Source organism: Algibacter luteus, from assembly GCF_900141715.1.
GTDB lineage: Bacteria > Bacteroidota > Bacteroidia > Flavobacteriales > Flavobacteriaceae > Arenitalea > Arenitalea lutea.
In genome coordinates, this window is sequence record NZ_FQYK01000003.1 from 429,067 (window position 1) to 450,380 (window position 21,314).

The following is a 21,314-nucleotide window of genomic DNA, read 5'->3' on the forward strand; positions in this document are numbered from 1 at the left end:
ATTTCGTTTGTAAATGTTTGTAGTCGTTTGTAAACGGTTATAATTTTTTGTTTATATTTACACCATGCAAAAAGAATGTTTAGAATGTGGCGATAAAATTGTGGGCAGAATTGATAAAAAATTTTGTAGCGATGGTTGTAGAAACGCCTATAATAATCGAGTGAATAAGGATAGTAAAAACCTCATTAGAAATACGAATAACAGACTTAGGAAAAATTATAGAATTTTAGAAACCCTCAACCCAGACCAAAAAACTAAAACCTCGCGGGCGCGATTAATTGAGGCTGGATTCGATTTTAATTATTTCACAAGTATTTATAAAACTAAAGCCGGAACCATTTATTATTTTGTTTACGATCAAGGGTATTTGCCTTTAGAGGGCGATTATTATGCGCTTGTTAAACGCGAGAGCTAAAATTGTAATCATAAAAAAAGCTTTTGATTATTAACATATTCAAAAGCTTTTCCTAATGAATCACAGGTTAGTGTGATTGTTATTTTTAACAAAAAAAACTAGTCTATTTCCAATTTTGACCTTTTAATTGCATCGCAGCTTTTAAAACATCTTTTTGACTAATTTGACCTATTAACTTGCCATTTTCAACTATTGGAAATCTTCTGCGTTTGGCTTCTAAAAACTTATTCGCAGCATCAAAAATATTCATATTCGCATCAATAGTTTCAACATTACCAGCCATATGTTTTTCTATGGTTTGGTCTTGCATAGGCATGTTGTAGTATCTACTCTCGCTTATTTGTTTTATACAATCACCTTCAGAAATGATGCCTATTAATTCATTTTTATCATTTACTACTGGTCCACCAGAGATTCTGTTCTTAATTAAAGATTGCATAACACTTTCAATGGTTTGGTCAGGAGTAAATGTTATCAAATCTGTTGTCATGTAATCACTTACCGTCAACGACGGTTGGTCCGAAGTGGCATTTTGCTGCCTCCTTGCCCCTTGAAAACTCTTTATTCCCATAATTTTTTTAATTTTAAAGTAATTTTAAATATAAAGGTTTTTTTTAACAAAACCTAAAAAACCTACTTATAGCGTCGATTTATATAAAGTATTCTAACTATTCTGGGCGTTCAATAGAGCGGTTATCAAACTCAATTTTCTTATTCATTTGGAAAGTTAAGGTGTAATAAGCCACAAAAAATTCTTTAATAGTATCTAAAAGCTCATCCTTTGTGGTTGTAGATAAATTGGCTAAACTTTCAAGTTTAAGAATTTTAGTTTCTAAAACCAAAAGACGTGCTATAATGGATGGCGAATTTAACGCTTCAGGTATAGATTGTTTCAATTCTTTAATTAATAATAAAACCACTTTTTCATTATCCCTAAAAAATTTCAAATCGCCTTTTTTTATGTCGGCAACTAATTGTTCTAACTGATCGTATTCTGCCCAATCCTTAATAACATCTTCGGTTTTACTGTCTAAAGCGTATTCAATATACTTTAATTTTGAAACGTCTTGCTCTGTAACAAGTTGTGTGTGGTCTTGTTCAATTTCTGTGTTATCTGAATTTTCGGCCTCCTGTTTGCAAGCTAAAAATAACAACAGAACACTTAAAATAGTTAGAGTTTTAATACGCATGTAGTTTCATTTAAAATGATATGTTACAAATATATAGTAATCGTTTAATTTTTATTCGTTTATAGAATAATCAAATTGAGAATATTTAAACTTAATAATGCATTATTATCAATAAAAACTTATTATTTTTGAAATATCTTTATAATAATGCGATTTAATGAGCTCTAAAATATTAATCATTGGTGCTTGCGGGCAAATTGGTTCAGAATTAACATATAAGCTTAGAAGCTTATATGGGAATGAAAATGTGGTGGCTTCAGATATTAGTTACAATAATTTAGAGATTGTAAATTCTGGCATTTTCGAGATTGTTGATGCTCAAGATTACGCGAGTGTAAAAACCTGCGTTGAAAAACACCAAATAGATACGGTTTACCTTATGGCCGCTATGTTAAGTGCCACCGGCGAAAAATTCCCAATGAAAGCTTGGGATTTAAATATGACCTCGTTATTCAACGTCTTAAATCTAGCCAGAGATAAATTTATAAAACGCGTTTTTTGGCCATCAAGCATTGCGGTTTTCGGCTCCACAACTCCAACAGATTTTACACCGCAATATACTATTATGGAACCATCAACCGTTTATGGTATTACCAAACAAGTGGGGGAACGCTGGTGCGAGTATTACCATAACAAATACAACGTAGATGTGCGCAGTGTGCGATATCCAGGTATTATTAGCTGGAAAACCCAACCTGGTGGTGGTACTACAGATTATGCCGTTGAAATTTATCACGAAGCGGTTAAAACCAAATCGTATGAATGTTTTTTAAAAGCAGACACCAAGTTGCCAATGATGTATATGGACGATGCTATAAAAGCCACCGTGGATATTATGACTGCTAAAGCAAAAGACATAAAAATAAGGTCGTCTTATAACCTGGCAGCTATAAGTTTTACGCCAAAAGAAATCGCAGAATCTATTAAAAAGCACATGCCAGATTTTAAAATAACTTACGCGCCTGATTACCGACAAGATATTGCAAACAGCTGGCCAAAAAGCATTAACGATTCGTATGCAAGACAAGACTGGAAATGGAAACACGCCTTCTCTTTAGAAGATATTACCGAAGAAATGCTCTTTCAATTAAATAAAACCTACAATAACATTTCAAAACCGTTATAAGGCTTTGGTTGAAACCATTCTATTTGTATCTTTGGTATACCCTAAATCTTAATTATTATGCTAGAAAATTTTTGGTTTAACGTAGAGTATGGCATCAATCATGTACTTGATATAAATGCTTACGACCATGTTTTATTCCTTATAGTACTTACCATACCTTATGTGTTTAAAGACTGGAAACGCGTATTGCTTCTCGTATCTATGTTCACACTTGGGCATACGCTATCGCTCGTTTTAGCAGCTTACGGTGTAGTAAGTGTTAATGCATCGGTAGTAGAATTTCTCATTCCTATAACCATTCTGGTGGTTGCTTTGTTTAACGTATTTACTTCTGGTAAAGGCGCACAACGCGAAAAAGTAGGTGTGCTTTTTTTATCAACCTTATTTTTTGGATTAATTCACGGGTTAGGTTTCGCACGCGAATTTCAAATGCTATTAACCGATTCTGATAATAAACTTGTTTTATTACTCGAATTCGCTCTAGGTATCGAAATCGCTCAAATCATCATCGTATTTATAGTACTCTTTTTAAGCTACATCGTGCAAACTATATTCAGGTTTACCAAACGCGATTGGATTATGGTAGTTTCGGCTATAGTAGTAGGTCTGGTAATTCCTATGATATTAAATAGCGATTTTATAACCTAAATGTTTAGGGAGCCTGCCTGCCAACAGACAGGTTACCACAAGGGTCGGGGATTTACTACTCTCCCGATAAAAATCGAAATCAAACAGGCCGTTCAATCTCTAACGTAAATTCGTTGTAACCACAAATTTTCGTAAAACTTTAACGCACTTAGCGTTGTAATTAAAATACTTACTAACTATATTCGTTATATGCACGCGCGTTAAGGATTGAAGAGAAAATCCTTTTGCTTTTTTGCAAAAGATTGTAACGAAAAGCCTGACCCGAATTGATGTAAAGTTTAATATTGTATTTTAAATATTAAATGAGGGTAACCTGCCTGACGGCAGGCAGGCGCCAAAAAAATTAAAAGTTAATGCCAGAAAAAAAACAGCTTAAGTACGATAAAGCTTATTTAAGAATAGCGCAAGAATGGGGCAAATTGTCTTATTGCAAGCGCAGACAAGTGGGAGCCATAATAGTAAAAGACAGAATGATAATTTCAGACGGGTACAATGGCACACCATCTGGCTTTGAAAATTTTTGTGAAGACGATGAAGGTTACACCAAATGGTACGTTTTGCATGCCGAGGCAAATGCCATTTTAAAAGTAGCAGCATCAACACAATCGGCAAAAGGTGCAACACTTTACATAACCATGTCACCTTGTAAAGAATGTAGCAAATTAATACATCAAGCCGGAGTTGTAAAAGTGGTTTATCACCAAGCGTATAAAGATGATTCTGGATTACAGTTTTTAAAGAAAGCAGGAATAAAACTTGAACAAATTGAAGATTTAAAAGCATAATAATGCCTATTCAAAAAAAATATTTGCCCTTAATATTAGGTGTTGCAATTGCGGCCGGCATTTTTATTGGCGGAACTTTAGATTTTTCTGATGCGCCAGATCGATTGTTCTCAACCAATAGTAAAAAAGATAAGCTTAATCGACTTATAGATTATATAGAGTACGATTATGTTGATGACATCAATACCGATAGTATTGTTGATGTTACCGTAAATGGTATTTTAGAAAATCTAGACCCGCATTCGGTTTACATTCCTAAAGAAGACATGGCACGTGTTGCCGAGGAAATGAAAGGCGATTTTGTTGGTATTGGTGTGAGCTTTTATACGTATAAAGATACCATTGCCGTAATTCGTGCCATAGAAAACGGACCAAGTGCTAAAGCAGGAATTAAAGGTGGTGATAGAATAATTATGGCTAATGGCGATTCGTTATATGGTAAGCGCTTAAAAGACGGCGAAATTATTAAAAAGTTAAAAGGCGAAATAAACTCTAAAGTAAAACTTAAGGTATATCGAAGAGGGGAGCCCAAACTCTTAGATTTTACCGTAAAACGCGGAAAAATTCCTATTAAAAGTGTAGACGCTGCTTATATGCTAACCGAAAAATTGGGCTACATCAAAATTAATAGGTTTGCCGAATCTACATATAAAGAATTTAAAGCAGGTATTGAAAAACTAGAAGCTCTTGGTGCTACAGAAATTGCTCTAGATTTAAGAAATAACCCAGGCGGTTTTTTAGGCATTGCAGAACAAATTGTCGATGAGTTTTTAGAAGATGATAAATTGATTCTGTTTACCAAAAACAAACGTGGCGACATAGAAAAAAGTTACGCTTCAAGCAAAGGCGATTTTGAGGATGGTAAGGTGTTTGTCTTAATAGACGAAAACTCTGCATCAGCAAGCGAGATTGTAGCAGGCGCATTACAAGATAACGACAAAGGCACCATTGTTGGGCGACGTTCTTATGGCAAAGGTTTGGTGCAACGCGAAATGGATTTAGGCGATGGTAGTGCAGTACGCTTAACCGTATCGCGCTATTACACACCAACAGGGCGTTCTATACAAAGGCCTTACGCTAACGGTAATAAAGATTATTACGATGAGTATTTTACAAGATTGGACAGCGGCGAGTTGCTAGACCCCGAAAAAATTAAGGTAGATGATTCTTTAAAATTTAGAACTCCCGGTGGTAAAATTGTTTACGGCGGCGGTGGTATTATTCCAGATGTATTTGTGCCTCTTGATAATAGCATGCACAACGAAACACTATCTTTTTTACAGCGTCGTGGGTTTTTTGGCAATTTTGTTTTTGAACAATTAGAAATGGACCGTCACCATTATGACGATTTTGAAAGACAAGATTTTATAGATTCTTTTGAAGTTGGCGACGATTTAGTGTTTGCTTTTCAAGATTACTTAAACTTGAGAACCGAATCGAAAGTTACGTTTGTCGCGTATCACGATGAAGTGAAACAATACATTAAAGCTACGCTTGCCGACCAGCTTTTTGGCGCTGGTGCTTTTGAGGAGGTTTACAACCAACGCGATATTATGATTGATGAGGTTATTAAGTTGAGTGATGGGAAAGAACTAGATTAAACATCAACTTTATCATGCACCTTCACATGTTTCCCGCCATTCCAAAGCGTTAAAATATCAGTAGCTACATGCGCACCACTACCTGAAGCTATAGAAAACTGGCTGCGCCATCCTGCAAGAGTGCCTGCAACATATAGGTTTTCTTCAATTACATGATTGGTATTTTTTAACCAAATGCGATCTTTTTCAATATTGGCTCTAGGGTGTGGTTCAATGTACTGGTTTAAACCATCAATAGTCATTAAATTAGTGTAACCCACTGCAATAACCACAATTTTAGCTTGGTAAGTGCTTTTGTTAGTTCTAACTAAAAAGACATTATCATTTTTCGAAATTTCTAGAACTTTTTCGTTTTCAATTTGCTCTAAATGCGGATACAAGCTGGCAAGTTGTTTTTTTCCGCTTTCTAAAATAGATGCACCTGTAGTTCCTGGCTTTAAACCTAATACATTATTAAAAAGAGCAGTTTGTAAATGCGATGTTTTTTGATGTGTAATAATGCCAATTGACTTATCGGCAGCAAAAGCTTTTGGTTTAGCAGAACCTAAAACCAATGCACAAGACATACCTGCTGCACCACCCCCAATTATTAAAGCATCATACATTCAAGAAATATTTATTTGTGTCCTTTTACTTTTTGTTCGATACGTTTTGAGGTTCTTAAAATAGCCATCATCATAATAACACACAATGAAGCTACAATAGTTATAACAGCAACAATGCTATCACCTTCAAAAGGGGCATTAAAATTAACTTGTGTAAAATTAAATACAATTAAACCAAGTGCAATCACACTAAGAACTATAGTAAATATCTTCATTTATTCAATTTTTAAATGGTTACCAATAATCTAAATTACAAACCTCACAATGGTTTTTAAACCACATCAAATAACGCTTTAATGTTGTGAGCAAACAGTTTTACAGCAATAGCTAATAAAACAACTCCGAATACTTTTCTAATGATATTTATGCCATTTTGCCCAATTAAGCGCTCAATTTTCGAAGACGTTTTAAGTACTATAAAAATAATAATAACATTAATTAAAACAGCAACTATTATATTTTCTGTTCTAAACTCGGCTCTTAAAGATAGCAAGGTGGTTAAACTACCTGGTCCAGCAATTAAAGGGAATGCTAAAGGAAACACAGCCGTAGTCATAGAATCATGCTCTTCTTGTTTGTATAATGTAATACCTAATATCATTTCTAATGCTATAAAAAATAAAATGAAAGCACCAGCAACGGCAAACGAATTCACATCAATCCCAATTAAGTTTAAAATACTTTTTCCTAAGAATAAAAAGACAATTAAAATCACACCTGCAATAATAGATGCTTTTTCACTTTGTATATGACCAGCTTTTTTTCTTAAGTCAATAACAATAGGAATGTTACCTACAATATCAATTACTGCAAATAAAATCATGAATGCTGTGAATATTTCTTTAAAATTTAATTGCATAATCCGTAAGTTTTAAATTTTCGGCAAAAATATAGCATTATTACTTAATTATCTTAAAAATAAAGTCAAAGTTTATCTATTTTTGTAAACTATTTTTAAGAGCATTTTTTATGTTTCAGTTGGGTAAAACGATAGTGTCTGAAGATATTATTGAAAAAGATTTTTTGTGTAATCTATCGGCTTGCAAAGGTGCCTGTTGTATTGATGGCGATGCTGGCGCCCCGCTTGAAAAAGAAGAAGCTCAAATTTTAAAAGACATTTACCCCAAGGTAAAACCATTTTTACGTCAAGAAGGTATTGATGTTATTGAAGCCCAAGGTGCCTACATTACTACAGAAGAAGGCGAACTGGAAACACCATTAATTAACGGTGCAGATTGTGCTTATGTTATTTTTGACGAAAAAAAAGTGGCCCTCTGCGCCATTGAAGAAGCTTATAATCAAGGCGAAGTTAGTTGGAAGAAACCTGTATCTTGTCATTTATATCCCGTTCGTGTCCAAGATTATTCTGAATTTTCTGCAGTAAATTATCATAAATGGCAAATTTGTGATGATGCTTGTGCGCTTGGTAAAGAATTACAAATCCCTATCTACAAATTTGTAAAAGAGGCTTTAATCAGGAAATTTGGTGAAGATTGGTACGCCGAATTAGAGAAGGTTGCAGAAACTTTTTAACAACCCAAAAATATCCAAAAAAAATACCCAAAAATCCCTTTGTTTAAAAGGGTTCTTCGCTAAAAAACATAATATTTTTTTGTTAACTTTTTTAATTTTTAAAAATGTTAAGTAATTAATAATCAGAATTTTAACCAATTTTTATTGTAAACTTTCTGATTATCAGTGTTTTTTTTATTTGTTAAAAACTTGTTGAAAAGGTTTCATGAAATTTTGAAAAAAATAGCAATCATTTTACAATCTTTGTGAACCCGTAACCGAAGAAAATTGTCGTTTAACTAATATTAAAAAAATCTAATCATTATGTCTCAAGTCGTAGAGCCCATTCTTCAAGAAAACAAAGATCGTTTTGTTATTTTCCCAATTCAACATCATGATATCTGGGAATGGTATAAAAAATCTGAGGCAAGTTTTTGGACTGCAGAAGAAATTGATTTACATCAAGATCTTACAGATTGGTCTACGAAATTAAATGATGACGAGCGTTATTTTATTAAACACATTTTGGCATTTTTTGCAGCTAGTGATGGTATTGTAAATGAAAATTTAGCTGAAAACTTTGTAAATGAAGTACAATACAGTGAGGCTAAATTTTTCTATGGGTTCCAAATTATGATGGAAAATATTCATAGTGAAACATATTCTCTGTTAATTGACACTTACGTAAAAGACGAAAAAGAAAAAGACTTATTATTCAATGCCTTAGAAAATTTTCCTGCCATTAAGAAAAAAGCAGATTGGGCTTTAAAATGGATTGAATCTCCAAGTTTCGCTGAACGCTTAATTGCATTTGCTGCAGTAGAAGGGATTTTCTTTTCAGGAGCATTTTGTTCTATTTTCTGGTTAAAGAAAAGAGGTTTAATGCCAGGATTAACGTTTTCAAACGAATTAATCTCTCGTGATGAAGGTGTACACTGCGACTTTGCTGTGCATTTACATAACAAACATTTAATAAACAAAGTGCCTAAAGCTCGTATTCGCGAGATTTTAGTTGATGCTTTAGATATAGAACGTGAATTTATAACAGAATCTTTACCAGCTAGTTTAATTGGTATGAATGCTGTGTTAATGTCTCAATATTTGGAATTCGTAACCGATAGACTTTTGTTTGAGTTAGGTTGTGATAAAGAATATAATACAGCAAACCCATTTGATTTTATGGACATGATTTCTTTACAAGGAAAAACAAATTTCTTTGAAAAGCGAGTGTCTGAATATCAAAAAGCGGGCGTACTAAATAAAGAAGAAGAAAAAGATAAATTCAGTTTCGACGCCGATTTTTAATTGACTCCCTATTCAAAACGAAGTATTTTGAAGTTCAATTAAAATGACATTTCCTGCGAAGGAAAATATACTAAACAAACTTATTAAATTAATTAAATCAATCAAGCATGTTTTGGCTCTTGGGCTAAACAGGTTTGGCCTATTAACTAACCATTTTTCTGAAGGTGTATCAGAAATACTAAAAAAAGTGTAAACAATGTATGTAGTAAAAAGAGACGGTAGAAAAGAACAAGTTATGTTCGATAAAATCACTGCCCGAGTAAAAAAATTGTGTTATGGATTAAACGAATTAGTGGATCCATTAAAAGTCGCTATGCGAGTTATAGAAGGACTTTATGACGGCGTAACAACTAGCGAGCTTGATAATCTTGCTGCTGAAGTTGCTGCAACCATGACTACTGCACATCCAGATTATGCACGATTAGCTGCACGTATTTCTGTCTCTAACTTACACAAAAACACAAAAAAAACGTTTAGCGACGTTATGGAAGATTTGCATAAATATGTAAATCCAAGAACAGGTAAAGACGCGCCGCTTCTTGCTGATGACGTTTACGAAGTTATTATGGCAAACAAAGAGCGTTTAGATTCTACAATAATCTATAACCGCGATTTTGGTTATGATTATTTCGGATTTAAAACCCTAGAGCGTTCTTATCTATTAAAACTAAATGGCAAAATTGCTGAACGTCCACAACACATGCTTATGCGTGTTTCAATTGGAATTCATTTAAATGATTTAGAGGCAGCCATTGAGACCTATGAGTTAATGTCTAAAAAATATTTTACTCACGCTACACCAACATTGTTTAATGCGGGTACACCAAAACCGCAAATGTCTTCATGTTTTCTTTTAACCATGAAAGAAGATAGTATAGATGGAATTTACGATACCTTAAAACAAACGGCTAAAATCTCTCAATCTGCAGGAGGTATAGGTTTAGCAATGCATAATGTACGTGCTACAGGAAGTTATATTGCCGGAACAAACGGAACGAGTAATGGTATCGTGCCAATGCTTCGTGTATTTAATGATACGGCCCGTTATGTAGATCAAGGTGGAGGAAAACGTAAAGGAAGTTTTGCTATTTACCTTGAAACTTGGCATGCTGATATTTTTGAGTTTTTAGATTTGAAAAAGAATCATGGTAAAGAAGAAATGCGTGCGCGCGATTTATTTTATGCGATGTGGATTTCAGATTTATTCATGCAACGTGTTCAAGAAAATGGCGATTGGACGTTAATGTGTCCTAACGAATGTCCAGGATTACCAGAAACACACAGTGAAGAATTTGAAGCATTGTATTTAAAATACGAAGCCGAAGGTAAAGGTCGAAAAACTATTAAAGCACGTGAGCTTTGGGAGAAAATATTAGAATCTCAAATTGAAACGGGTACGCCTTACATGCTATATAAAGATTCGGCAAACCGTAAATCGAATCAGAAAAATTTAGGAACTATTCGTTCTTCAAATTTATGTACCGAAATTATGGAGTACACCTCTCCTGATGAGGTGGCTGTTTGTAATTTAGCCTCTATTGCATTACCAATGTTTATTAAAAATGGTGAATTCGATCATAAGGAATTATACCGAATTACTAAGCGTGTAACAAAAAACTTAAACCGCGTTATAGATAGAAATTACTACCCTGTAATTGAAGCAAAAAATTCTAATATGCGACACAGACCAATCGGTTTAGGTGTGCAAGGATTAGCGGATGCATTTATTCAATTACGTATGCCTTTTACAAGTGACGAGGCTAAAAAATTAAATCAAGATATTTTTGAAACCCTTTATTATGCAGCGGTAACGGCAAGTATGGAAGAAGCCAAAGCTGAAGGTCCTTATGAAACTTATGAAGGTTCACCAATAAGTAGAGGTGAGTTTCAACACAACCTTTGGAATATTAAAGATGATGAGTTAAGTGGCAATTGGGATTGGGAAAAATTACGTAAGCAAGTGTTAAAACATGGTGTTCGTAATTCACTTTTAGTAGCGCCAATGCCAACTGCATCAACTTCTCAAATTCTTGGAAATAATGAGTGTTTTGAGCCTTATACCTCTAATATTTACACCCGTCGTGTATTATCTGGTGAATTTATTGTTGTGAATAAGCATTTATTAGAAGACCTAGTAGAATTAGGACTTTGGAATGAAAACTTAAAACAAGACATCATGAGAGCTAATGGTTCCGTTCAAGGAATAGATATCATCCCTCAAGATATCAAAGAACTTTACAAAACGGTTTGGGAGTTAAGTATGAAAGATATAATTGATATGTCGCGTCATCGCGGGTATTTCATCGATCAGTCACAATCACTTAACTTATTCCTTGAAGGTGCAACCATGGCTAAATTAACCTCTATGCATTTTTATGCATGGAAAAGTGGCTTAAAAACAGGAATGTACTACTTACGTACTAAGAGCGCTGTTGATGCCATTAAATTTACCTTGAAAACAACTAAAATGGAAGAACCAGCAGCTGAGGTTGTTGAAGTAACTAATGTTGTTGAAGAACAGCAAGATGCTAAGAAAAAGAAATTGGCGGCACAAAATGCGGCTAAATTTGCTAAGGAAAAGAACCAAGAAGTAGAGGTAGAACCTATGTCTGCCGAAGAAATGAAAGCACTCATTGCACAAGCTAAAGAAGCTGAAGGTGATGATTGTTTAATGTGTGGATCTTAATTAATTCATTATTATTGGGTTTGTTCCCTCGAAAGGGGGAACCCCAAATTTATAAAAAAGACATCTTGAAAAAGATGTCTTTTTTTATTTAAAATAACTCTAGTTTTTTTATCTTCAATACCATTTAAAATACTTCATATGGTAAAAAGGTCTATTTTTTTTGGACTTTTAATTGTTCTAGGGGTTTTATTGTATTTAAATCCAAATTTTAAAACCATTTCAGCCGGAGTTTCTATTTTGCTCTTCGGTATGATTATGTTGGAAGAAGGTTTTAGAGTTTTTACTAAAGGCCCGCTTCAAACCATATTAAAAAAAGCGACAAATAAACTTTATAAAAGTATTTCTGTAGGCGCCTTTGTAACGGCTTTAATTCAATCGAGTTCACTTGTTTCTGTAATTACTATTTCATTTATAAGCGCTGGTCTCATCTCTTTAGGCGGAGGGTTAGGCCTAATATTCGGAGCAAATATCGGTACGACAACTACAGCGTGGTTAGTTGCAGGTTTTGGACTAAAAATTAAAATTTCTGCCCTAGCAATGCCCATGTTGGTATTCGGAATCATTTTTTCATTTCAAAAAAAAGAAGCCCTAAAAGGACTCGGCAACGTGTTGGCTGGTTTAGGTTTTTTCTTTTTAGGAATTCATTACATGAAAGAAGGATTCGATGTATTTAAAGATTATATAGACTTAACTCAATATGCGGTTTCAGGTTATTTGGGAGTAGTCATTTATACTGGTCTTGGAATTATAATTACAACCATTTTACAATCTAGTAGCGCCACTTTAGCTTTAATTTTAACGGCGCTTTCTGCTGGACAAATTGAATATGAAAACGCATTAGCCTTAGCAATTGGTGCCAATATTGGTACCACAATTACGGCGGTTTTAGGGTCTTTAGGAGCTAATATAGCAGGAAGAAGACTGGCAGGAGCTCACTTAATTTTTAATTTAACTACAGGCATTGTAGCTTTAGCAATCATTTTTCCGTTGGCAAGATTCGTGAACATTATTTCAGAATTAGTGCATATTGCCGCCACAGATTATACTTTGAAACTGGCTATGTTTCATACTATTTTTAATATTCTTGGGGTCATTTTAATGATTCCTTTTGTAGGTAAATTAGAAAAGTTGTTGTTGAAAGTATTCAAGGAACAAGCTGCAGATAAAAAGGCTATTGACGAGCCTAAATATCTTAATGAAGCCATACTGAGTTTCCCAAGTACCGCCATTTCATCTTTAATAAAAGAGTCGCAATATTTGTATAAAAACACCATTTTTGAAATTGTAACGCATGGACTAAATCTCCATAGAGAAGATGTAAAATCGGATTTGAAAATTAAAGAAGTCATTAAAAAATCTACTGAAGATATGAATATTGATGTGGATGAACTTTATTATAGTAAGGTGAAAACTATTTATGGTGAAATCATTAGATACGCTACAACAACTCAAAATGATTTGAAGCTTAATAAAAAACAACATCAGTCTATAATTGATATTAAAATTGCTAACCGAAAAATGGTTGAAATTGTTAAGATTGTTAGAGAAATAAACAAAAACATCAAACTATCACTGCATGCCGATAGTAAACATTTGCTAAAAGAGTATAATGAATACAGAAAGAAGCTCACGAAAGTGCTACGCGTAATTTATTTATTTAGAACTGAAGAAGATTCGAAGAAGTATGCATTAAAATTAAAGGAATTAAAAAAAGAGGCTAAAGAAAATATTAGATTAAGTAATAAATCTATCGATAAGCTTATTCGAAAAAACTTAATAACTACTGAAATGGCATCGTCTTTATTTAATGATTTTGCCAATGTTAACGACGTGATAAAAAAATTAATTGAGGTTGCAGAATTGTTATATGGCAAAACAGATTCACTTTTAGAAGAGAGTTAGCTCTCTAAATTTATTCTGGAAAAGCAGCAACATTTAATGCAATTTTTTGTACTAAAAATACTATATTTAATGCTTAAAACTTAGATATGGATCAAAACAATTTTTTAGTAACCGCAGACTTATACGCAAGTAAAGAAAAACGATTTATTAACATGGTAATAGACACGATAGGTTACTACGCGTTTTCTTTTATAATTGGTCTAATACTAGGGGTTTTTGAGCTTTTAGGAATTTCAGGGCCTTTAAATTTTATCGCATCAATGGGAACTATCGGTTCATTTATATTCAGTATATCCATCATGCTTGCATACTTTTGCTTGTTAGAAGTGCCTTTTCAAAAATCTCTCGGGAAGTTTGCAACAAAAACCATAGTAGTAATGGAAGACGGAAGTAAACCAACTTTTCAAGATATTTTTATAAGAAGTTTATGCCGTTTAATACCGTTTGAAGCATTTTCATTTTTAGGGCAAGATGGTAGAGGCTGGCACGACTCTATGTCGAATACCTACGTGGTTGAAATTGATAGATTTGAAGCAAAAAAAAGGTCGCTACATGAATTAAACCAAATAGGTGTGGCTCAAGAATTATAACATCTATTTTTAGAAACAAAAAAGCATCCCGTAAAAGGATGCTTTTCGTATTACATTAAAATGGATTAATTAATCTAATATAGTATTTTCTGCTACTGCTTCATTGTTTTCAGACATTAAAGCGAAAAATTTATCAATGTTTGGAAGAATGATAATTCTTGTACGTCTGTTTTTCGATCTGTTTTCAGCCGAATCATTTTCAGCGATAGGTTGGTAACTACTTCTTCCTGATGCAATCAACTTTTCAGGAGCTACGTTATATTCTTCTTGTAATTTACGAACAACAGAAGTTGATCTTAATACACTTAAATCCCAGTTATCAGTAATGTGACCTGTATTTATTGTTCTAGAATCTGTATGCCCTTCAACCATAACATCTAAACTTGGCTCAGAGTTAATAACGTCTGCTAACTTCTTTAAAACATTATCGGCTTTAGAACTTAATCTATAACTACCACTATTAAATAACATATTATCAGCAATAGAAATCATTACAACAGTTTCATTAATATTTACTGCAAAATCTTCATCTTCGTTCATATTGCTTTCGCTTATTGTTTTTTCAAGATTATAAGCAACAGCTAAATTCATAGAGTCTTTAAGCGTTTTTGCATTCGTTAATTTTTCAGCACTAACGTGTTGTAAAGTTTCGCGCATTTTGGCTTTTGAGTTGTTCGACATAAAAGCAACACCTTCAACAACATCTAATTTAGAGTCGTTTTCTAGCTTAAGAGATGCGATTTTAGAATTGTAAGCATCAACACGAGTTTGAATTTGTTCAAATTTAGCTTCTAAATCTTCTTTAGCAACTTGTGTTTTTTGTAATTCACTTTTAATCTCACCATTTTCTTGTTGTAAGGCTAGATACTTCTTTTTTGAAACACACGAAAAGGTGAATACTGTAATTAATAATAAAATTGAAATGTTTTTCATAATAATAACTTTAGGTTTTTATTATGTACGTTTAAAGTTGATTTATAGACGTTGAAATGTGAATTTTTTATAAAAAAAAGCATCATTTAAAATGATGCTTTATATAATGGATTTCAAGCCTAGAACAACTTATTTGTATTGGCATAAATATGAAGTTTGAACTGGGACTTTAACCTGAAACTTTTCGTTGGCATCAACTGTATAAGATTCGCCTGATTTAAAAGTTACCCAATTGGAACTTCCTGGGAGTTTAACATCCATTTCACCTTCTATGACTACCATAGTTTCATGAGTAGATGTTCCAAATTCGTATTCGCCTATTTCCATAACACCAACAGTAGATTTTCCTTTTGCTGATGCATAGCCTAAAGATTTTACATGGCCATCAAAATATTCATTTGTTGAAATCATAAATTAAATTTTGTGTTTAAGTTCTAAATGTAAAAACACCTCAATTGAGGTGTTTTTTATAATAAATTTTATATTTTAAAAATTATTCTTCTACGTTTTCAGGTAGTTTGGCAGGTTTTACCGAAGCGTCATGCGAATGGTAATATTCTTCCAAAAGATTCATAGTTGCCGTTAATAAATCCTTGGTTTCTAATAAAATACTAAAGTAAAGGGTTGTGTTTTTTGGGCTAGATTCTTCATTTCTAGTTCTTGATACTTGTTTGTTAATCTTATCAGTTACTAAATCGAAAACTACTTTTTTACGTTCAATAATTTCTCCAACATGTTCAAACGAATGTGTATCGAAGGCAGTTTTAGCATTGTTAAATAAATCCTCTAAAGCGTCTTCAACTTCCTTAAGTTCTTTGATTTGACTAAACTTAAGCTTTTTATGATTATTGTTAATATGCTTGTAACTTACTTTAGAGATGTATTCTAAAGACTGCGTCATATCTTGTAAATACCCTAGAATATTAATATAAAAACTACTAGCTCTTAAACTTGTTTCTTCTAAGTTTTTAATGAAAAAGAATATATTATCACGTAAGTTATCAACTTCAGTAGAAAGTTTATCTACTTGTTTTTGATTCTTCTTAAGCATTTTTAAATCTTGTTTTGCTAAACCATTTACAGCATTGCTATAAATTTTATTTCCTCGTTTAACGACGTTTGCAATATTACTTGCGCTTTCGTGAATAACACCTTGTACAGATTTACTTCCAGTTGCTTTTAAACTATCTTCTTCAACAACTTTTGAAGAACTGATTTGATGCGATTTATAGTTTCTATATAATAAGAAAGCTGTAATTAGTAATAATATTGGAGTCATCACTTGAGGATTCCAGTTTATTAAAAACACAACAGTTCCAGCAGCTACAAAAGCTCCGATTGCAGTTCCGAACCAGCCAGCAATAACATTTAAAACACCAGCTACTCTGTAAACAGCACTTTCCCTTCCCCAAGCTTTATCGGCAAGAGATGAACCCATGGCAACCATAAACGTTACGTAGGTTGTAGATAGAGGTAATTTCATTGAAGTAGCAATAGCAATTAATACACCAGCAACCATTAGGTTTACTGAGGCTCTAATCATATCGAAAGCAGGAGCGTCAATACTTTGATCTTTTGTAAGAATGACATCTGTTTTCTTAAAGCTATTCCCAATGCTGTTCTGTAATGAATTAGGAATAATGGCGCTAAAGTATTGTGATAAACTCGTAGACCCTTTTACGATGGCTCTAGACAATGCATTAGGCTCAAATTTCTCGTGAGTTTCACCTTGTCTTGATAAACTTATTTCAGTTTCTGCAACGGTTTTTGCCTTTTTAGAAAGCCATAAAGTAAGTACCATAATAGCTCCAGCGATAAATAGCAATAAAGGTTCTGCAGGTACTTTCTTATCTAACACAGCCATAGACATTGTAGAATCCATACCATTAGCTATCCAAGCCTCATAAGAGTGATATGCTGCCATTGGTACACCAATAAAGTTTACTAAATCATTACCAGAAAATGCTAATGCAAGTCCAAAGGTGCCTACACCAATAACAACAAGTAAAACGGTTTTTTTAGTAATTTTTTCAAAAATGAATGAAAACAAAGTCCAGAAAACAAAACTTCCAAGAATAATCATAGATTCGTTTCCTTCTACAAGTCCTTTTAAGTCTTTATAGTATGGTGTTCCTTTTAATCCTTTTAAAAAGATAAAATAGGTAATGGCTGTTAATGCTAAACCTCCAAAAAAGATACCGAACTTTTTTATTTTACCTTCATAGTTAAATGTAAAAAGAAGACGAGAAATCCATTGAACAAGCGCTCCAACTGTAAAGGCTATTAAAACAGAAAGTAAAATTCCGCTAATAATAGTCAGGGCAGTTTCTGTATTAATATAATTCCCTAAATCTGCTAGAGTTTCTTCACTGGAAGCACTAATCTTGATTATAGACATCACTACAGCAGCACCTAATAAGTTAAATACAATAGATACAGTAGTAGAAGTTGGTAACCCAAGGGTGTTGAAAAAATCTAATAGCAGAATATCAGTAATCATTACTGCCATAAAAATTAACATGAGCTCGCCAAATTCAAATTGAGCAGGAATAAAAATACCTTTTCTGGCAACTTCCATCATACCACTTGAAAAAACAGCTCCAATAAAAATACCTAAACTCGCAACAATCATTATGGTTCTTAAAGAGATTGCTTTAGAACCAATTGCTGAGTTTAAGAAGTTAATTGCGTCATTACTTACACCTACAACGATATCAGCTACGGCTAATATGGTAATGGCGATTAACATGAATGTGTACAAATTTTCCATAATTACTTATATATTTTGCAAATATCTTGACTGATAAGGTCTGAAATGTTACGTAATTGTTATTTTTTTAAATTAAAAATGTAAATCAAAACCAAGCCTAAAGGTAATATTATCTTCGTTACCTGCAATAGTAGTATAGCTTAAATCGCTTTGTACTTTTAATTTATGACCAACAATAAATTTATTTAAACCAATTGTATATTGTTTACGTGGTAAAGTACTTGTAATTGATTCGAATTCAACCGTTGTAAATCGAGCTGCAAGTTCATAATTACTCTTGAATAAATAACCAGCTTGTAAATTTAAAGCGTTACCAGTTAGAACGATATCTCCAGTAGGTGTTACACCATCAGCTTCTGTAGCAATTTCATTATCTGCGGTACGTTTAGCATATTCACCCATAAATGAAAATCCATCAAATTTAAACATCGCATCTGCAAATATGGTCGTCTGGTCTGTTTCGTAAATTGTTCCGTCCGTTCTTTCCATATAATCACCTGCAAAACCTCTTTCTCTAACCGCGTCTTGGTTATAGTTATAGGTAAAGCCTAACATTAATTTTGGTTTTGCTTCACGTTTTAAATCAGATTGACTATAATCTCCTTTAGATTTGAAAGCCCCGAAAGGTAAAAGTTCTAGTCTAGCAGTATATTGTAATCCTCCTTCATTCCCCTCAGTTACATTACGCCCTTCACCTTGTGAAATTGCAAATTTTTCACGCATTAAGAAGTTGCCTCCTAAATTGGATTTATGACGGAGTTGAATTCCTAAATCACGATCTATGTTAAATCGACTGTTTAATAAAGAACGATCAATAAGTTGAAGATTTGCCGAAGACACGACACGCTCAACATTTCCAGGAAGTTTAGTTTGTCCTGCCCAAAGTTCCCAGTTTTCAGCAAATTGCCACATAATAACGGCATCTAGTATGTAACGTGGGGTATTTCTGTTATAATCATTAGCTCCTGAGATATCTCTGTTTGATAAGCCTAACTCAATTTTATATTTAAGTTTAGGGCTATAGGCAAAACCATCGAATTTTAATCGAGCACGACGTACAATAAAGTTGTGTTCTGGACTTCCATATTGGTCTCCATCATGATCCCAAGAAGATATAGAACGAACCTGAAAACGAGGTGCAAATTTTACACTAAAAGAGCTGTCTTTAGCAGTGAAGTTAATTAATCCTTTTCCAAAAGAAGTATCACTGATTTCTTGTGCGGTAACGTTAATAGCAAACAAAAAAAGTGCTATTAGGGTAATTTTTAATTTCATTAGTATATCATTAATTTTTGTCGTTGCAAATAAACAACTCAAATGTTAACTCAATGTTTCCTAACTATTAAATTTTCGCATAAAAAAGACTGCCTTGGCCTAAGGCAGTCTCATTAGAAATCATGATAATGTAGTCGACAAAAACTAATAGATTATATGAAATACTAATTTTTTGTCTCAAGACGAAGCAAATATCTAATTTTTAGTTAATCTTAATGTAATCTCAATATTAATTAATTATTAACTTTCCAATGTTAAATCTTTTATTTTAACAAACTGTAAATCAAATAAATACAAGCTTAATGTTATCTTAATGTTAATTAAGTGTTGCTTTAAGGTTATGTAATTTGTATCTTTGGGGTATAATGTTAAACACCCATAATTATGAAGAAATTTATTTTATTTCTTGCCTTTTTAATTACTGTGGTTTCTTTTGCTCAAGAAAAGCAAAAGAGAGATTTAAAGCTTAATGAAGACACCAATTTAATTGAAGTTGTTTACTATCATGACAATGGCGTTGTAAGTCAAACTGGGACTTATACGTTAGATGGTAAATTACACGGTGAATGGTTAAGTTTTGATACAGCAGGCAAAAAATCAGTTTCAGCAAATTATGATAATGGTAAAAAAGTCGGCAAATGGATTTATTGGATTGACGGAGTTAAAAAAGAAGTCAATTATACTAATAATGTCGCGTCTATGTAATTACTTATAAAGACGTACAAAACAAAAAAGCATCCTATTTAGGATGCTTTTGGTTTTTATTAGGCTTGTATAATTTAATTACTAAAGGTCCAATTGGCTCCCCAAGTGGCATAGTCTGTTCCAGTTGCAGAACCTTCACCAGTATAGAAATCTGAATCAGTAAAAATTACCGTTGTATCATTCTTCATTTTAGTTGTTACATCAACAAAAGTTACGCCTGTTACTTGTAAATCATCACTTACTACACCATTACCGGTATCTTCATCATCTAAATCAAACCCTTCAGCATAACCAGTAATATGAATGTTTGAAAATATACCTTGAGTTCCAGCCCTAAGTCTTACTGCTTCAGAAGAATTTGTTGAACCTTCGCCTACTATAGTGACATTATTTAAAGTTGGTTTAGAGAAAATACCTGTGGCATTGCTAAAGTCTGTATTGTACCCATCTGCTTCAATAGCTTTATCATCTGAAGCCCTGTTTGAAATGTAAACATGTGTTAACGTTCCTGAATAGCCTTCAGTCCAATCTACTGAGTCATCTTCAGCATTGATAACCGACACATAACTTGCGTTAACGGTTCCACCAAAAAACTCAATACCATCATCTTTTCCTGCATAAGCTTGAATATAATTTACTACAGTACCACTACCTACACCGTAAAAAGAAAATCCGTTATTTTCTGATTGTCCATCTGCAGCACCACCAGAATACTCAACTCGAACGTAGTTTAAAGATCCTGAATTATCATCTGCAACATTTCCTCCGTAAGGTAAACTCGCAATTTCTGAAGTTGCAGTAGCAGTTCCTGTTACTGAGTTAATAGGCGCATTTCCTAATAAAATTAATCCTCCCCAATCTCCAGCTTGTGGGTTGGTAGCGTCAGATGTAAATACAATTGGGCAATCGGCAGTTCCATTTGCTATTATCTTTGCACCTTGAGAAATGGCGATATAAACATTTGATCCTGAAGCTAAAGCCTCTATAGTCATGCAGGCAGGAATAGTTAATGTTGTTCCGCTTGCCATGATTAAAGATCCATTTAATTTATAGGTTATGTTCGCGTCTAAAGTTAAATCTTCAGTATATGTTCCAGATAAGAAAATAGTTTGAGGGTCTGTAGATCCGCCACCTGAAGTGTTGTTAGTAACACTGTTATCATTTATAATAATATCTGCAGTGTCGTCAGTAGAGCATGAGAATATCATTGAAACTAATGCTATGCCTAAGATTAATTGTTTTTTCATTGTTATCGTTTTTAATTTA

At 33.3% G+C, this 21,314-nt stretch carries 21 protein-coding genes; 11 read left to right on the forward strand and 10 right to left on the reverse strand.

Annotated features, from left to right (window positions below; all coding sequences use genetic code 11):
• The first annotated feature begins 64 nt into the window (after window positions 1-64).
• Entirely contained in the window at window positions 65-415 is a 351-nt protein-coding gene (locus BUA46_RS08035) for a hypothetical protein (RefSeq protein WP_019386772.1), read from the forward strand.
• 103 nt (window positions 416-518) lie between these two features.
• Here the strand turns inward: BUA46_RS08035 and BUA46_RS08040 are convergent, their stop codons facing one another.
• Both BUA46_RS08040 and BUA46_RS08045 read right to left on the reverse strand, forming a co-directional pair.
• Window positions 519-986, reverse strand: a complete 468-nt coding sequence (locus BUA46_RS08040; RefSeq protein WP_019386771.1) for a CBS domain-containing protein — start codon at window positions 984-986, stop codon at window positions 519-521.
• A gap of 97 nt (window positions 987-1,083) precedes the next feature.
• Window positions 1,084-1,605, reverse strand: a complete 522-nt coding sequence (locus BUA46_RS08045) for a hypothetical protein (RefSeq protein WP_019386770.1) — start codon at window positions 1,603-1,605, stop codon at window positions 1,084-1,086.
• Window positions 1,606-1,762: 157 nt separating this feature from the next.
• Between BUA46_RS08045 and BUA46_RS08050 the strand changes: the two genes are divergently transcribed.
• The 4 genes from BUA46_RS08050 (at window position 1,763) to BUA46_RS08065 (ending at window position 5,765) form a co-directional block, all read left to right on the forward strand.
• Window positions 1,763-2,731 (forward strand): NAD-dependent epimerase/dehydratase family protein, encoded by a 969-nt coding sequence (locus BUA46_RS08050; RefSeq protein ID WP_019386769.1) that lies wholly within the window; start codon window positions 1,763-1,765, stop codon window positions 2,729-2,731.
• Between the two features lie 57 nt (window positions 2,732-2,788).
• Window positions 2,789-3,379, forward strand: a complete 591-nt coding sequence (locus BUA46_RS08055) for a HupE/UreJ family protein (RefSeq protein ID WP_019386768.1) — start codon at window positions 2,789-2,791, stop codon at window positions 3,377-3,379.
• A 353-nt stretch (window positions 3,380-3,732) separates the two neighbouring features.
• A complete protein-coding gene (locus tag BUA46_RS08060; RefSeq protein WP_019386767.1) occupies window positions 3,733-4,164 on the forward strand; it encodes a deoxycytidylate deaminase in 432 nt (143 codons plus the stop codon).
• 2 nt (window positions 4,165-4,166) lie between these two features.
• Window positions 4,167-5,765: a S41 family peptidase gene (locus tag BUA46_RS08065; RefSeq protein ID WP_019386766.1), complete on the forward strand. Its 1,599-nt coding sequence runs from the start codon at window positions 4,167-4,169 to the stop codon at window positions 5,763-5,765.
• On the opposite strand, the gene BUA46_RS08070 is transcribed toward BUA46_RS08065, so the two are convergent.
• From BUA46_RS08070 to BUA46_RS08080, 3 genes are read right to left on the reverse strand one after another with little or no spacing between them, the layout of a single operon-like run.
• Window positions 5,762-6,370, reverse strand: a complete 609-nt coding sequence (locus BUA46_RS08070; protein WP_019386765.1) for an NAD(P)-binding domain-containing protein — start codon at window positions 6,368-6,370, stop codon at window positions 5,762-5,764. The two genes, BUA46_RS08065 and BUA46_RS08070, sit on opposite strands and share 4 nt — an antisense overlap.
• A gap of 11 nt (window positions 6,371-6,381) precedes the next feature.
• Window positions 6,382-6,585, reverse strand: a complete 204-nt coding sequence (locus tag BUA46_RS08075) for a hypothetical protein (RefSeq protein WP_019386764.1) — start codon at window positions 6,583-6,585, stop codon at window positions 6,382-6,384.
• 56 nt (window positions 6,586-6,641) lie between these two features.
• A complete protein-coding gene (locus BUA46_RS08080) occupies window positions 6,642-7,229 on the reverse strand; it encodes a MarC family protein (RefSeq protein ID WP_019386763.1) in 588 nt (195 codons plus the stop codon).
• A gap of 110 nt (window positions 7,230-7,339) precedes the next feature.
• Between BUA46_RS08080 and BUA46_RS08085 the strand changes: the two genes are divergently transcribed.
• The 5 genes from BUA46_RS08085 to BUA46_RS08105 all read left to right on the forward strand — a co-directional run bounded on the left by BUA46_RS08085 (window position 7,340) and on the right by BUA46_RS08105 (window position 14,365).
• Window positions 7,340-7,903: a DUF3109 family protein gene (locus BUA46_RS08085; RefSeq protein ID WP_019386762.1), complete on the forward strand. Its 564-nt coding sequence runs from the start codon at window positions 7,340-7,342 to the stop codon at window positions 7,901-7,903.
• A gap of 303 nt (window positions 7,904-8,206) precedes the next feature.
• Window positions 8,207-9,187: a ribonucleotide-diphosphate reductase subunit beta gene (locus tag BUA46_RS08090; protein ID WP_019386761.1), complete on the forward strand. Its 981-nt coding sequence runs from the start codon at window positions 8,207-8,209 to the stop codon at window positions 9,185-9,187.
• Window positions 9,188-9,383: 196 nt separating this feature from the next.
• Window positions 9,384-11,873 (forward strand): ribonucleoside-diphosphate reductase subunit alpha, encoded by a 2,490-nt coding sequence (locus tag BUA46_RS08095; protein ID WP_019386759.1) that lies wholly within the window; start codon window positions 9,384-9,386, stop codon window positions 11,871-11,873.
• Between the two features lie 138 nt (window positions 11,874-12,011).
• Window positions 12,012-13,775 carry a Na/Pi cotransporter family protein gene (locus tag BUA46_RS08100; RefSeq protein ID WP_019386758.1) on the forward strand — a complete coding sequence of 588 codons (1,764 nt, stop codon included), beginning with the start codon at window positions 12,012-12,014 and terminating at the stop codon, window positions 13,773-13,775.
• An 86-nt stretch (window positions 13,776-13,861) separates the two neighbouring features.
• Window positions 13,862-14,365, forward strand: coding sequence for an RDD family protein (locus BUA46_RS08105; RefSeq protein ID WP_019386757.1), 504 nt, complete (start codon window positions 13,862-13,864; stop codon window positions 14,363-14,365).
• 69 nt (window positions 14,366-14,434) lie between these two features.
• Here BUA46_RS08105 and BUA46_RS08110 read toward each other — a convergent pair whose 3' ends face one another.
• From BUA46_RS08110 to BUA46_RS08125, 4 genes are all read right to left on the reverse strand, one after another.
• Window positions 14,435-15,298 (reverse strand): OmpA/MotB family protein, encoded by an 864-nt coding sequence (locus BUA46_RS08110; protein WP_019386756.1) that lies wholly within the window; start codon window positions 15,296-15,298, stop codon window positions 14,435-14,437.
• Between the two features lie 129 nt (window positions 15,299-15,427).
• Window positions 15,428-15,709 (reverse strand): pyrimidine/purine nucleoside phosphorylase, encoded by a 282-nt coding sequence (ppnP, locus tag BUA46_RS08115; protein WP_019386755.1) that lies wholly within the window; start codon window positions 15,707-15,709, stop codon window positions 15,428-15,430.
• 82 nt (window positions 15,710-15,791) lie between these two features.
• Window positions 15,792-18,068, reverse strand: a complete 2,277-nt coding sequence (locus BUA46_RS08120) for an inorganic phosphate transporter (protein WP_019386754.1) — start codon at window positions 18,066-18,068, stop codon at window positions 15,792-15,794.
• A gap of 72 nt (window positions 18,069-18,140) precedes the next feature.
• Window positions 18,141-19,343: a porin gene (locus BUA46_RS08125; protein ID WP_019386753.1), complete on the reverse strand. Its 1,203-nt coding sequence runs from the start codon at window positions 19,341-19,343 to the stop codon at window positions 18,141-18,143.
• A 384-nt stretch (window positions 19,344-19,727) separates the two neighbouring features.
• Here BUA46_RS08125 and BUA46_RS08130 point away from each other — a divergent pair, with 384 nt between their 5' ends.
• Window positions 19,728-20,048 (forward strand): toxin-antitoxin system YwqK family antitoxin, encoded by a 321-nt coding sequence (locus BUA46_RS08130; RefSeq protein WP_019386752.1) that lies wholly within the window; start codon window positions 19,728-19,730, stop codon window positions 20,046-20,048.
• 74 nt (window positions 20,049-20,122) lie between these two features.
• Here BUA46_RS08130 and BUA46_RS08135 read toward each other — a convergent pair whose 3' ends face one another.
• The gene (locus BUA46_RS08135; protein WP_019386751.1) at window positions 20,123-21,295 is read right to left on the reverse strand and encodes a hypothetical protein; all 1,173 of its coding nucleotides are present in this window, start codon (window positions 21,293-21,295) and stop codon (window positions 20,123-20,125) included.
• Window positions 21,296-21,314: the final 19 nt, after the last annotated feature.